Source organism: Streptomyces mutabilis, from assembly GCF_046628145.1.
Taxonomy (GTDB): domain Bacteria; phylum Actinomycetota; class Actinomycetes; order Streptomycetales; family Streptomycetaceae; genus Streptomyces; species Streptomyces mutabilis.
Map to the genome: position 1 here is coordinate 6375593 of NZ_CP176874.1, position 13110 is coordinate 6388702.

Genomic DNA, 13110 nt, shown 5'->3' on the forward strand with positions numbered 1-13110 from the left:
GAGGTCGTGCCTGGCCGCTCTTGCCGGAGGAAGGTGCCGACGACCACCGCGAGTTCGGGGGAGGGGAGTCGGCGGGCGCACGCGGGATGAAGTGGGTGCCTGATGCCCTTGGTCTCGTCAGCCTACTCCTCGGCGCGTAAAGGCGGCGTGACAGCCGGTCATCGGTGCCCTGGGAGCGATGGGCGCCTCTGTGCCACCGGCCCGGACCGACGGCCACCACATCTCATGGCGGCGGTACGCGCAGGGCGAGCAGGGCCACGTCGTCGGTGCTGCCGGGAGGCACGTCGGCGAGTACGCGGTCGCACAGCGTGTCCAGCGGTTCGGGGGCGTGCGCGAGGGCGTGGCGGCGCAGCCGGTCCAGCCCCGTGTCGAGGTCACTGCCCGGTGTCTCGACCAGCCCGTCGGTGTACAGCAGCAGGGTGGAGCCGGGCTCCAGGGGATGCGTGGCGTCCGGCCGGCCCGCGCCGGTGGCCGGACCGGTGCCGAGGAGCAGTCCTTGGCCGGCTTCCAGATAGCACGCGGTGCCGTCCGGGGAGAGGAGCAGCGGAGGCGGGTGTCCCGCACTGGTCCAGTGGAGCGTCCACGGTCCCGTGTCCGGGTCGCCCTCGACGCGGGCGAGGATCAGGGTGGCCAGCGGCACGGTGGTGATGACGGGCATGGCGGCGTCGAGGCGGTCGACGACGGCGCCGGGCGGTCCCGTGTGGTCCCAGGCCAGTGAGCGCAGGATGCCGTGCAGTTGCGCCATGCCGGCGGCCGCGGTCAGGTCATGGCCCACGACGTCACCGATGACCAGGGCGAGCGCGCCGTCCTTCAGCGTGAAGGCGTCGTACCAGTCCCCGCCGACCTGCGAGCCCGCCGGGGCGGGCTGGTAGCGGGCGGCCAGCCGGAGGTGGCCGGGCCGGGGCAGCGGGGCGAGCAGGTTGCGCTGCATGGCCTCGGCGACGGCACGCTGACGGCCGTAGCGGCGGGTGTTGTCGATGACCACGCCGACCCGGCGGCCGACGTCACTCACGGCGACCAGATCGCCTTCGTCGAAGGGATGCGCCGGGTCGGTGCGCACCACCGTCAGTGCCCCGGTGATCCGGTCCCGGGTGCCGAGTGGCACCGTGACGGCGGAACTCGCGCCCACCGCCGCCAGGAAGCCACTGTGGAGAGCCGCCAGGGGAGGGTGTCCGGCGGCCGGGGACACGGCAGCGACCCGCTCCTGGAGCACGGATTCGCCATCGGTCAGCGCCCGGTCCAGTGGCGAGTCCTGCCCCTCACCGGCCTCCGCCGGGGCGGGGCCGCGCCGGCCCTGGAATCCGGCGTCCCGTCCCTCCGGACCGGTCACCGCCACCCGGTGGACCTCGCCGGAACCGGTCCGCAGGTCCACCGCCGCCCAGTCGGCGAGGCGGGGCACCAGCAGGCGCACCAGGCGGGCCAGCGCCTCGTCGGTCTCAAGGGTCTGCCCCAGGACGTCCGTGATCTCTGCGACCAGGGACAGCCGCTCGTTGAGGTCCTCCAGAGCGCGTGTGCGTGCCGTTCGCTCCCGGTGGACGTGGCGGTCCCCCGTGGCGTCCGTGAACAGCAGTGCCATGCCCTTCACCGAGCCGTCCTCCGTCAAGGGGGACGCGGACCAGGAGACTGCCAGCAGGCGACCGTCACCTCGCAGATATGTACCTCCCTCCCCTCGCGCCTCCTTCCCCTCGGCCAGCGCGCGGAGCAGCGAGCACCGGCCCCGCGGCACCCGATTGCCGTCGGCGTCCCGGTGCAGCAGATCGTGGGCGTCAGCGCCCCGCATCGCCGCGGTGGTGCGGCCCAGCAGCCGCTCGGCCGCCGCGTTCGCGGCGGTCACCCGTCCGGCTGTGTCAAGCACCAGCACCGCCGTGACCAGCCGCTCGACGACCTGCCGCCAGAAACCCGGCTCGCCCACCGGCCACGACCCCACGTCATCACCCACCGCATCCCGCACGGACCCTCCAGAGGCTGCCTTCCCGTCGATGGTGCTCCGACGCGGTCCTGCTCGCAGGGCGACGGGGGCACTCGGCGCACGCGGGCACGGCCCACCGGCCGGCAAGGAGTGTCCGGACCGGGCCAGCCGTCATCCCGCCGTCTGTCCGGACTCCGCGTCTCCCGGACGGCCGGCCGTTCTCCGGCGGAGCCGTACCCTGCGCCGTCCTCGCCGCGGTCCGCGAGGGCTCGGGCAGAGAAATCTCGATCAAGCCGGCTCGGGGTGCCAGGTTTCGGGCAGGGGCGGAGTGAGCAACGGCTTGGACTCGTACCCCCCAACCGGTTCAGGCACCGGCATGCTCGGCTCATGGGGAGACGCGACGGGGTGCGGAGTGGAACGGCCGGTGGGTGTCTGTAGTTGTCCGACGAGATCCGCGCCGCTCTGGACAAGGCACTGGCCACCGTGCGGTCCACTTGACCACGGCACAGTTGCGCCGCCCGCTGTCTGGGAGTTCCGGACGGTGAAGACGAGCCGGGAACCACCGCGCACACCTTGGCCAGGACTGATCCCAAGGAGTCTGCCGTCGCGGGCGAGGGGCTACTCCTCGGTCACGTCCCTGCCCTGCCCCGAGGACGGCACCCGTCGAGACGACAGGCTGTCGAGAGCTTCGGCACTCGCTGCCCGAGGGGGAGGCGCAGTCGTCCCGACTTTTCATCGGGTCCGGGCCCGAGCAGGGCAACCGCGTCCGCGATGCCGGACTGTGGTCCCCTCGCAGATCGACGCCGACGGCGGCGGTTCCCAAGCTGGTCGGAGGGGCTGGTGGAAGGGTCCACGGTCGTGAGTGGTGAACAGAGTGGACTTCCCCGATTGCCGACGGCAGCGGAGACGGCGGCGCCGGCGGACGCCGTCGACGTGATCGCGGAGGATCTGCGACGGCGTTTCGACGCCACGAGGGTCTCCTTCCTCATTGTGGACCTGACAGGCAAAGCGGTGGCGCGGCTGTCCACCGCTGCCGCGGAGAGCGAGCGGGAGACGGAGCGGATCCCCCTGTTCGGCAGCGTCTACGAAAAGGTCATCCGCACCCAGCGGCTGTATCAAGAGGCGACCGGCCAGGGGCAGCGGGTGATCTCGCCCGTCACCAACCGGGGGGATGCGATCGGGCTGCTGGAACTGCTCCTGCCGACGGCCCCAGGCGAGGACGTCCTCGACGAAGTCGGGGAGGCCGCTCACATCCTGGCTTACGTCGTGATCGCCAATGGGCGCTTCACCGACCTCTACACCTGGGGGAAACGCTCCCGGCCTCCCACGCTGGCGGCCGAGATCCAGTACCAGCTACTGCCTCCGTCACTGTCGTGCGAGGCTGCGCAGTTCACCCTCTGCGGGAATCTTGAGCCCTCCGAGGACCTCAGCGGGGACTCCTTCGACTACTAGCTGGACCGTGACACCTTGCATGTGTCGGTGACCGATCCCATGGGCCCCTGGTGTCCGCCGGTGGCCGTAGGGACATGCTGGTGATCCCGCCGAAGACCGGAGCGGCTGCCGCAGCGCAGATGATGGGCCCTGCCGCGGTCCCGCACCGGGAGCGTGCAGTGGACGCGGCCGATGCCCGCAGCCGGGAGGAAGCGTGGGAGACCGACGGTGGGGCGGGCCGCGCGTCATCCCGGCCCGGGCGCAAGGGACCGGCCGCGGTACGGCCTCCGATCGCGGCACCCACGGGGGAGACCAAGGATCGCGGCGAGGGCGAGGGCGAGGGCGACCCGATGGCATGTCATGGCGACCCGGCGACAGGCCCACGACGATCAGGCTGACGCCTCGGGGAGTCGGATGGCCGCGGGCGGGAACGGAGCGTGCGGCTGAACCGGCCGCCCCGCAGGACGCCCTCGAGTGAGCAGGCTGCGGGGCGGCGGGAACACACGAGGACCGACTACGACTTCCCGGTGGTGCCCGCAGGGACCTTGGTCGGCACTGGCTGTGTACGGGGTGCCGACTCTGGTGGCGCCCGCCGCACGGGCTGCGCGGGGCGCGACCTCGGCGGTCAGGTGTAGGCCAGGAGTCTCCCGGCGATCGTGACTCCCGTCCACGAGGCGAGGGAGATGACCGCAGCGCAGCGGGCGGCGACAGGGGTTGGCTGGTCCGCGTCCCAGTCGGCCACACTTCGGTAAGTCCGCCGGTGGAAGATCAGGATGTTCAGGCCGGCGAGGAGGATGAGGCCGAGTTTCCACGGGGCACTGCCCCGGTCGGCGATGAGGTTCGCGCCGGGCAGGAACATGGCCACGCCGGTGGCGGCCGCGATCACCAAGCCGAGGCGGGACAGGCGCAGGAGGTGGCTGGCCGCGATCGTCACCCGCAGCGTTCGTCGGCCGACGCCGAGGAGGCGGAGGTCGAAGGCTGCGGCCGGGCCGATGAGGAGAGCGATGCCGACGATGTGGACGCTTTCGAGCACCGGATAGAGGTAGGCCGTGCTGCGGATGACCTCAGCGAGCCAGGTGTCTTCCAGCCAGGAGAAGACGTTGTCCATGACGGGCACCATCACGTCCGGCGCGAGCGGGCGCGCAGGTAGAAGGCCCCACCGGTGATGACGGCGACCACTACGGTGCCGAGCGCGGCCCACACCGCCACCGGTGACGTGCCCGCGGAGTCCGCCGAGGCCGACGGCGCATCCTGGTCGGCGTCGGAGGGGGACGCGTCGCCCTGCGGGTACGGGACCGGCAGCGGTTCCGCCGGGAGTTCTTCGTTGAGTACTTGGTTGACGGGCTGCCCGTCGTTGACCCAGAACACGACGGGGCGGAACTCGTCGTTGTGGCTCTTGCCGATGTAGCCGACGGCTTCGACCCGTTCGCCGTCGTCGAGCTCGCGGTCCAGGCCCCACATCGAGGTGAAGCTCGGCGGGGCGATGGTGACGGCCAGCTCGTCGTGCGAACCGTCGTAGGAGGGTGCGGCGTTGATCGGGTCGCTGTCGGCGGCGTCGCGCAGTCCGTCCGGCAGATCGTGCTCGGGAGTGTCAGCGGGGAGGTCGTCCTCGACGGTCACGGTGAAGTAGGAGTGCGGTTCGCCCCAGCGGACCTGCGAGACCGTGCCGGCGATGTAGTAGAGGCGGTCGGTGTCGAAGTCGTCGAACCCGTGGTGCGCCTGCGCGGCACCTGCCGAGAAGACGAGGAGTGCGGTCGCGGAGGCCAGCGACGCCGTCGCCAGCCTTGTGCGACGGATGCCGGTGCGGGCCCGCGGTGCCGCGGTGGTGGTGGAGCGCATGTCGAGTCGGTCCTTCCAGGCATCTGGCGGTGTTGAGGCCAGCGAACCTCCTGCCGCGGGACGCAGGGAGTTCCTGTTGAGGGATGTACTGGCAGGGCATCCCTCCATGGGGGATCGGCGCGAGTTGCGGATACTGGCCCTCGGATGGGCACTTCTCAGCGGGCGGCACCCGTGCGCAGAACGGCTGCTCGACGCCCTTCGCACGCACACCCGCGTCGCCCCGTAGTACCCCTGCAAGCCCGCCGTGCTCGAGAAGCCGGCGAGCGGGTCCGGCGACGAGAAGAAGAGATGTACGGCGACAGCACCGCCGTCCGTCAGCCGGCGGCCGACCGTTCAGTGTCCGGGCTGGCTTCGTTGGTGGCGGCCCAGGTGGCGAGGAGGCGCAGTCCTTCCTCGGAGGGGGAGCCGGGTTCGGCGGTGTAGACGGTGAGGGTGAGACCGGGGGCAGCTGCCATCTCCAGGCCCTCGAAGGCGAGGGTGAGGTCGCCGACGGCCGTGTGATGGAAGTGTTTGGTGCCGGTGCCGTGGTGGCGGACGTTGTGCGCGCCCCAGCGGGTGCGGAAGGCGTCGCTTCGGGTGGACAGCTCCCCGACCAGGTCGTGCAGGTCCTTGTCGTGGGGGTTGCGGCCGGCCTCCGTGCGCACGATGGCCACGGTGATGTCGGCGAAGGAGTCCCAGTCGGGGTAGAAGCGGCGGGCGGCGGGGTCGAGGAAGGTGAAGCGGGCCAGGTTCTGCTGATTGCCCGGTGTGGCGTAGAGATCGGTGTAGAAGGCACGGAAAAGCTGGTTGGCGGCGAGGACGTCCATCCGGCCGTTGCGGACGAACGCCGGTCCGGCGGTGACCGCGTCCAGGACCCACTGCAGGCTGCGGTGCGGCTTCCACTGCTCCTTCGTGCGCCGGCGGCGGGGGCGGGTGAGGACGTCGGAGCCGTCGGCGACCTGGGCCAGGTTCACCAGGTGGGCACGCTCGGCGTCGTCGAGCTGGAGGGCCCGGGCAAGGGCGTCCAGCACGGAGGGGGAAACCCCGGCCAGGTTGCCGCGCTCCAGTTTGGAGTAGTACTCCACGCTCACGTCGGCGAGCGCGGCGACCTCGCTGCGGCGCAGGCCCGGCACCCGGCGCCGGGAGCCTGCGGGGAGCCCGACCTGATCGGGGGTGATCTTCGCGCGCCGCGAGGTGAGGAACTCGCGGACCTCCTCACTGTTGTCCATGCCTTCGACGGTACGTGCCGCACGCGGCCATAGGGATGTACTGCCAGTACATCCCTTGTCAGTGACTCGCTCCGCGCGTGACGAGGGAGTCTCCTGGACAGCGTGGTGCTCCCTTTGGCCTCCCCCGGGCCGACGGGGGCTCCCCGCCCGGAGCGTGGGCGGTTCGCCGCCCGTGCTCCGGGGCTCGCACTCTGTACCCGGCAACGCGAAGGATCCCCTCTCATGCGCGGCGCAGTGATCCACGCCCCCGGCGACATCCGCTTCGAGAACCTGGAGGACCCCAAGATCCTCAAGCCGACCGACGCGATCATCCGCACGGCCGTGACCCGCGTGTTCATAGATCCGCTCACCTGCGTGAACGCGGTCCTGCCCGGCATGCGCACGTTGGGCCGGGGCAGCCTGCTGTTCGTCAACGGCGGCAGCGCCGTACGCCCGAACCCCAAGGTCGCCGGCACCTCGATCGCATTCGCCGCCGAGAGCGCGTACGCGCAGATGCTCCATACCGCCCTCACGCCGGAGAACATCCACGTCGCGCAGCTCATCGTGCCCGGGGCGATCAGCCCCGACTCCGCGACCTCCAGCCCCGAGAAGCTGGCCGAGCTGCTGTACGGCCTGCACACCGACCGTGACGGCTTCCGCCGCTACGCAGAGCCCATGCCCGACCCGCAGGACAGCATCCCATGACCGCCCTCACCCTCCGCCGGGCCCTTACCGCCACTGCCGCCGTCGGCGTGCTGCTGCTGGCCGCGACCGCCTGCTCCGACGACTCGCCCGCCGAGCAGGCCCCCACCACCTCAGCCTCGTCGTCCGCCCCGGCCTCCACACCGGCTTCGGCGAGCCCGACCAGATCAGACAGGAGGATCCCGATGGACATCCGCGTCACCATCGACGGGCAGAAGGTCGAGGCGACCCTGAACGACAGCCCCGCCGCCCGCGACCTGGCCTCCCTGCTCCCGCTCACCCTGGACCTGGAGGACTTCCACGGAACCGAGTGGATCGCCGACCCGCCCAGGAAGCTGACCACCGAGAACGCGCCCGAACCGCAGGCGCCGAAGACCGGGGACCTCACCTACTACGTCCCCTGGGGGAACCTCGCCCTCTTCTACAAGGACGGCCCCTCCGCCTCCTCCGATCTCCTGGTCCTCGGCCACATCGATGCCGACACCGACCGGCTCTCCGGGGCCGACCGCATCACCATCGAGGCCGCCTCCTGACCCCGCCCACCGCACTCCTCGTACGGGAAGAAGCTTTCGCATGCCCTCCGTCACCGGGTCCGTCACCGGACCCGCGACCAACCGACTGCCCTTCGTCGTCTGGGTGCTCGCCGCCGGCACCTTCCTGATGGGCACCACCGAGTTCGTCATCGCCGGACTGCTGCCCGAGATGGCCGCCGACCTGAACGTCAGCGTGTCGCATGCCGGACTGCTGATCACCGCGTTCGCCGTCGGCATGATCGTGGGCGGGCCCACGATGGCCATGGCCACCTTGCGCCTGCCCCAGCGGCACACCCTCGTCGGCGCCCTCACCGTCTTCGCGCTCGGGCACGGGATCGCGGCCCTGAGCACCTCCTTCACCGTGGTGCTGAGCGCCCGCGTGGTGACCGCCCTGGCGACCGGTGCGTTCTGGGCCGTCGGCTTCGTCATCGCCACCAGCGCAGCGGGCCCGGCGCGGTCCACTCGGGCGGTCGGCGTCATGATGGGCGGCCTGACCCTCGCCAACGTCGTCGGCGTGCCGATCGGCTCGTTCGTCGGCCAGTACACCGGCTGGCGAGGTCCCTTCTGGGCGCTCGCCGTCCTCGCCGCCCTGGCCGCCGCGTTCGTCGGCCGATTCATCCCCCGCACCGACCAGCGGGCCGAGGTGTCGGTACGGGCCGAGATCCGCGCCCTTCGACAGAGTCGGCTGTGGCTCGCGCTCGCCGCCGCCGTGCTGATCATGGGCGGAGTCCTGGCGACCTACACATACATCACGCCGCTGCTGACCGACCGGGCGGGCATCCCGGCCGGAGCCGTGCCGCTGGTGCTGATCGTCTTCGGAATCGGTGCGCTCGGCGGCACCGCCATCGGCGGCCGTTGGGGGGACCGTCGCCCGATGGCCACGACGATCACCGCCGCCGCCGCCACCGCCCTGACCCTCCTGGCGCTGATCCCGGCCTCGAACAGCCCGGTGACCGCCGTGGTCCTGGTCTTCCTGATGGCGCTGACCGGGTTCACCGTCAACCCAGTCGTCACCTCCCTCGCCGTCCGCTTCGCCGGCGACGCGCCCACCCTCACCTCGGCCCTGACCACCTCCGCCTACAACACCGGCATCGCCGCCGGTTCCCTTGCCGCGGGCCGGGCCCTGGACTCCTCGCTCGGCCTGACCGGTCCGTCTGTGGTCGGCGCCGCCTTCGCCGCGCTCACCCTGCTGCCGCTCATCGCCCTCGCCCTCAGCAACGCGGCCGACTCCTCCCGCATCGTCGCCCAGCACACCGCCGGCGCTGACACCGCCGAGCAACAAGCCGCGAACGCCACCATGACCTCCACGCGCTGAACTTCCCCGTCCTTGCAACTTCGTTGGGAGCAACCGTCATGAACCCCACCTATGACTTCACCGGCCAGGTCGCCTTCGTGACCGGCGCCTCCTCCGGCATGGGTCTGGCCACCGCCCGCGCCTTTGCCGAATCGGGTGCGGCCGTCGGCCTCGCCGACATCAACGAGAACGCCGTCAACGCCGCTGCGAAGCGGCTCACCGACGCGGGCCACCGGGCCCTCGCCCTGGTCTGCGACGTCAGCAACGAGGACCAGGTCGCCGCCGCCGTCGACCGCACCGTGGAAGCCTTCGGCCGCCTCGACATGGCCTACAACAACGCCGGCATCATGCCCCCGCCCACCGACGCCGCCGACGAGAGCGCCGAGCAGTTCGACCGCGTCCAGGCCATCAACCTGCGCGGGATCTGGGCGAGCATGAAGCACGAACTGCGCCACATGCGGGAGCAGGGCAGCGGCACCATCGTCAACTGCTCCTCCCTCGGTGGGCTCGTCGGCAACCCCGGCCGCGCCGCGTATCACGCCACCAAGCACGGCGTGATCGGCCTGACCAAGAGCGCCGCCCTCGAATACGGCTCCCGAGGCGTCCGCGTCAACGCCGTCTGCCCCGGCACCATCGCCACCCCCATGGTCGACGCCATGGTCGAAGGCGGAGAACTCGACCGCGGCCAGGCCGAAGCGGGCCAGGCCATCGACCGGCTCGGCACCGCCGACGAGATCGCCCAGGCCGTCCTGTGGCTGTGCAGCGACGGCGCCGGCTACGTCACCGGCATCGCCCTCCCTGTGGACGGCGGCTACACCGCCCAGTAGCCACAGGACCCGCGGGCGGGGTCCGTCGGAGCGACCCGTACCAGAAGGGCGTCGCCTCGGACATCGGAAGTATGCGAGACAGGCCCATGCCTCAATCGACGTGGCCCGTGGGGTATCTGGACAGGCCCAGTGGCGTGCCGGCGCTGACGGCGATGAGCGGCGTCCGGAGCGGGGTGCGAAATCAGCCGCGCAGCGCGAGGCGAAGTTCTTCGGCAGCGCCGCCCAGCGGGGAGCCGCTGCGAAGTCGGCGAGGAGGCGGCCCGTGTCGGCCGGGGTGCGGTTGGTGACGAACCATGGGGGCTTGGGGGACAAGGCCGTCTTCCCGTGCAGGAGGGTCGGGGCGCAGGGTGGAACAGGCAGCGGCGGCTTCGCCGCGGAGTGTGACCTCTTGGTCGCCGAGCAGGACGCTGTTCAAGCCGTGAACTACGCGACCAATGAACGCCTGCAGCCCCGAGCCCAGGAGCTCGGGGCTGCGCCGGCCGTTATGGGCCGGGCTGTCGTCCCAGTGTGTGGTTGTGCGCCTGGGTCAGTCGGTCATGTTGCCCATCTTCCAGACGGTCATGGACTTGACGGTGCTGCCGTCGCCGAAGAGGCGCAGGCCGAGGGAGTCCGGGCGGAAGGGGTAGGCGCGGGTGGTGATGGACTTGTGGTTGTTCGCGTACGCCTCGACCATCGAGCGGTCGACGAACACGTCGAGCGTCAGGGTGCCGTTGGAAAGCGCCAGCGGGCCCTTGTGGATGCCGAAGCCGGGTTCGGCGCTGGAGTTGTTCCCGGAGCGTGTCCGGTCGACGCCCAGCTGTCCGGCGGGGGCGTCGTAGAAGAGACGGGTGCGTTCTTCGTCCCCGGGGCTGCGGAGCACGTCGAGTCCGAAGGTGTCGGCGCTGCCGCGTTCCAAGGTGAGCTCGATGTGGAGCATGTCCCCCTTGATGCCGGCCAGTCGGGTGTTGGCGTCGGTGAGAGAGGTCGGCGTGCTGATGTCCAGGAGCGGTTCGCCGGTGTGGAGGCGGGAGACCTCCTCCACGGGGCGGAATCCGAGGTCGCCGTCGGGTCGCATGGACAGTTCGATGGGCAGGCCCGCGTTGTGGGCCCAGCCGGCGTCGTAGTGGGCGCGTTCGGTGCGACGGTCCTGGGCGATGCTGAAGACGAGGGAACGGCCCTCGTCGTCCACCGTTCCGCTGGGGCCGGTGAAGTGGTCGCCGTAGTCCATGAGCCGGGGTTCGGTGGTGTCGGGGGACCAGCGGCGGGCCTGGGCGTCCCAGGTGCCGACCCAGTAGTAGACGTACTTGCTGCTGTACTCGCCGGGGCCGGCGGGGAAGGCCGGGTTGACGAGCAGGGCCCGGCGTTCGCGGCCCTGGGCGTCCTTTCCGATGGGCAGGAAGGTGGGCAGCTCCCAAACCTGGCCGGTCTTGGGGTGGGCCGCCACGTCACCGGTCATCAGGGGGCCCGAGTAGGTCCAGTCGGTGAGGTTCTTGGAGGTGTAGAGGAGGGCAGTGCCGCCGATGTCCTTGCCGTCGGTGGTCTGGACGCCGGAGCCCATCAGTTGGAACCAGGTGTCTCCCTCCTTCCAGACGAAGGGGTCGCGGAAGTCGCCGAAGCGGACCTTGCGTCCGGCACCGACGTTCAGGTCGGCGGTCTGGCTGGTGACGAGGGTGGGGTGCATCTTCCACTCGACCAGGTCGCTGTCGTCGGGGTCGACGGGGCGGGCGAGGCCGGTCGCCTGGTTGGGGCGCTGGGAGTCGTTGCCGGCGGTGAACAGCAGGACGGGCACGCCGTTCTCGTCGTAGGCGGCGTCGCCTGACCAGACCCCGTCGGGGGCCACGCTGTCCTCGGTGGGTGCGAGGGCGACGGGCAGGTCGCGCCAGTGGACCAGGTCCTCGCTCACCGCGTGTCCCCAGGCGATGTTGTGCCAGTAGGGGCCGTGGGAATTGTGCTGGTAGAAGAGGTGGTACTTGCCCTTGTACTGGATGGGGGCGTGGGGTTCGTTCATCCAGTGGTTCGGGGCGGTGAAGTGGTAGCCGGGACGGTAGCGGTCACCGTCGTACCGGGAGCGGTCCATCTCCATCCGGGCCTTGGGGGTGGTTCCGCCCGCGAAGGTCTGTACGTCCTTCTGGTGGCCGGCCGTGACCGAAGCCGGAGTGAGGGCGCTGTTGTGGACCTTCACCTCGTCGATGAGCCCGTTGAACATGTTGACGGCGAACGTGCCGTTGATGATGGCGGGCTGGTTGTGACGGCCGATGATCAGGGGGACGTCGGCCTTGGCCAGCCGTGCGCCGGTGGGGACGGTGGTCTGGGCGACCTGTTCGCCGTCGAGGAAGAGTCTGATCGCGCCCTCGCCCGGCGCGAACACGGCGGACAGGTGCGCCCACTCGCCCGCGGTCAGGGCCGCCTGCTTCGGGACCGTCACCTCGTGCCACGCGTCGCCGGTTCCGATGCCGAACTGCCACCTGCCGTGCCGGCCGACACCGAGGGAGAAGCCCCGCTTGGCCGCCTTGTCCTGCTGGTTCACGACGGCGGAAGGCTTGCCTTCGTCTCCCCACTCGAACGCACGCGGTGCGACCCACGCCTCGACGGTCAGGCCGTCGGTGGGCAGCTGCGTCTGGGCTGCGGCGCGGGTGACCCAGGTGGAGTAGCCGTCGAACAACAGGGCGCCGGAGAGCACGCCGTCGCCTTCGTCCTTCGGACGCCAGAGCGGGTCGCTGTCGGGCTTGTACTGCGCGTCGTTGAAGACGTAGCTGATGGGGTCGGCGGCCTGGCTGACCTTCTCCCTGGTCGTGGTGCCCTTCCCCTCGCTGAAGTCCCAGTGAGCGGCGAGTCCCCGCTGAGAGGGATCGGGTGCGGGGTCGGTGCCGACGCGGACGTCGTCGAGGTTGATGTGGCCCCAGCCGCCGGTGGCCTTGTCCACGACGGTGACGCGCAGCTGCTCGCCCAGGTGCTCGCGGGCGTCCCAGGTGACGCGTCGGTACGCCTCGTCGTCGGTCCCGGTGGCCTTGTGCAGAATGGTTCCGTCGAGGGTCGTCAGGGCCGCGTACAGGTCGTTCTCGTTGCGGCCGCCGGAGACCAGGACGCTGACCATGCCGGTACCGGTCAGGGTGAACGGCTCGGACGTCACCGTCCCGGTGGCGGCGTCACCGCCCGCGGCGAATCCCCACAGGTGGTAGGAGCCCTGCTGGTTGAAGCAGCAGCCCCAGCCCCAGCCCGGGTCGTCGGTGACCGCTCCGGTGAAGGCGGTTCCGGTGGTGGTCCAGCCGCTGAGGTCGCCGGACTCGAAGTCGGGGTTGGACAGGCTGGTCTCGGCCGCGTCTGCGGTCTGCGTCATCAGGGGCGATGTCAGGCCCAGGCATATCGCGAGTGCGAGCAGCAGACGCACCAGACTGTGTCTGGTCGCGGC

9 protein-coding genes and 2 pseudogenes are annotated in these 13110 nt (G+C 70.9%); 6 read left to right on the plus strand and 5 right to left on the minus strand.

Translation table 11 applies throughout. The annotated features are described in order from the left end of the window. Positions 1-223: 223 nt before the first annotated feature. Complete coding sequence (locus ACLIN4_RS28560) at positions 224-1951, minus strand: SpoIIE family protein phosphatase (RefSeq protein WP_107477717.1); 1728 nt, start codon at positions 1949-1951, stop codon at positions 224-226. 846 nt (positions 1952-2797) lie between these two features. Here ACLIN4_RS28560 and ACLIN4_RS28565 point away from each other — a divergent pair. Beyond that, positions 2798-3361 (plus strand): hypothetical protein, encoded by a 564-nt coding sequence (locus ACLIN4_RS28565; protein WP_257101602.1) that lies wholly within the window; start codon positions 2798-2800, stop codon positions 3359-3361. Between the two features lie 604 nt (positions 3362-3965). Here the strand turns inward: ACLIN4_RS28565 and ACLIN4_RS28570 are convergent. From ACLIN4_RS28570 to ACLIN4_RS28580, 3 genes are all read right to left on the minus strand, one after another. After that, a complete protein-coding gene (locus ACLIN4_RS28570; protein ID WP_257101601.1) occupies positions 3966-4448 on the minus strand; it encodes a DUF6644 family protein in 483 nt (160 codons plus the stop codon). 11 nt (positions 4449-4459) lie between these two features. Continuing rightward, on the minus strand, positions 4460-5179 hold the full coding sequence (locus ACLIN4_RS28575; RefSeq protein ID WP_179342434.1) for a DUF6152 family protein: 720 nt from the start codon (positions 5177-5179) through the stop codon (positions 4460-4462). Positions 5180-5493: 314 nt separating this feature from the next. Continuing rightward, positions 5494-6387, minus strand: coding sequence for a helix-turn-helix transcriptional regulator (locus ACLIN4_RS28580; protein WP_107477715.1), 894 nt, complete (start codon positions 6385-6387; stop codon positions 5494-5496). 222 nt (positions 6388-6609) lie between these two features. Between ACLIN4_RS28580 and ACLIN4_RS28585 the strand changes: the two are divergent. The 5 genes and pseudogenes from ACLIN4_RS28585 to ACLIN4_RS28605 form a co-directional block, all read left to right on the plus strand. Then, positions 6610-6720: pseudogene (locus tag ACLIN4_RS28585) on the plus strand (IMP dehydrogenase); the annotation flags it as partial. Positions 6721-6729: 9 nt separating this feature from the next. Beyond that, positions 6730-7071 (plus strand): annotated as a pseudogene (locus ACLIN4_RS28590) (dehydrogenase); the annotation flags it as partial. Then, positions 7068-7601 (plus strand): cyclophilin-like fold protein, encoded by a 534-nt coding sequence (locus ACLIN4_RS28595; RefSeq protein ID WP_307651889.1) that lies wholly within the window; start codon positions 7068-7070, stop codon positions 7599-7601. The pseudogene ACLIN4_RS28590 and the gene ACLIN4_RS28595, both read left to right, overlap by 4 nt. A gap of 40 nt (positions 7602-7641) precedes the next feature. Continuing rightward, complete coding sequence (locus tag ACLIN4_RS28600) at positions 7642-8916, plus strand: MFS transporter (protein WP_411576377.1); 1275 nt, start codon at positions 7642-7644, stop codon at positions 8914-8916. A 38-nt stretch (positions 8917-8954) separates the two neighbouring features. After that, positions 8955-9722: an SDR family NAD(P)-dependent oxidoreductase gene (locus ACLIN4_RS28605; RefSeq protein WP_107477713.1), complete on the plus strand. Its 768-nt coding sequence runs from the start codon at positions 8955-8957 to the stop codon at positions 9720-9722. Between the two features lie 526 nt (positions 9723-10248). Here the strand turns inward: ACLIN4_RS28605 and ACLIN4_RS28610 are convergent. Next, the gene (locus ACLIN4_RS28610) at positions 10249-13038 is read right to left on the minus strand and encodes a GH32 C-terminal domain-containing protein (protein ID WP_411576378.1); all 2790 of its coding nucleotides are present in this window, start codon (positions 13036-13038) and stop codon (positions 10249-10251) included. Positions 13039-13110: the final 72 nt, after the last annotated feature.

What these genes read in the sequence shown, in the direction of transcription:
- ACLIN4_RS28570 (WP_257101601.1), bottom strand. Translation starts at nt 4,448, where the DNA reads ATGGACAACGTCTTCTCCTGGCTGGAAGACACCTGGCTCGCTGAGGTC.
- ACLIN4_RS28575 (WP_179342434.1), bottom strand. Translation starts at nt 5,179, where the DNA reads ATGCGCTCCACCACCACCGCGGCACCGCGGGCCCGCACCGGCATCCGT.
- ACLIN4_RS28580 (WP_107477715.1), bottom strand. Translation starts at nt 6,387, where the DNA reads ATGGACAACAGTGAGGAGGTCCGCGAGTTCCTCACCTCGCGGCGCGCG.
- ACLIN4_RS28595 (WP_307651889.1), top strand. Translation starts at nt 7,068, where the DNA reads ATGACCGCCCTCACCCTCCGCCGGGCCCTTACCGCCACTGCCGCCGTC.
- ACLIN4_RS28600 (WP_411576377.1), top strand. Translation starts at nt 7,642, where the DNA reads ATGCCCTCCGTCACCGGGTCCGTCACCGGACCCGCGACCAACCGACTG.
- ACLIN4_RS28605 (WP_107477713.1), top strand. Translation starts at nt 8,955, where the DNA reads ATGAACCCCACCTATGACTTCACCGGCCAGGTCGCCTTCGTGACCGGC.
- ACLIN4_RS28610 (WP_411576378.1), bottom strand. Translation starts at nt 13,038, where the DNA reads ATGACGCAGACCGCAGACGCGGCCGAGACCAGCCTGTCCAACCCCGAC.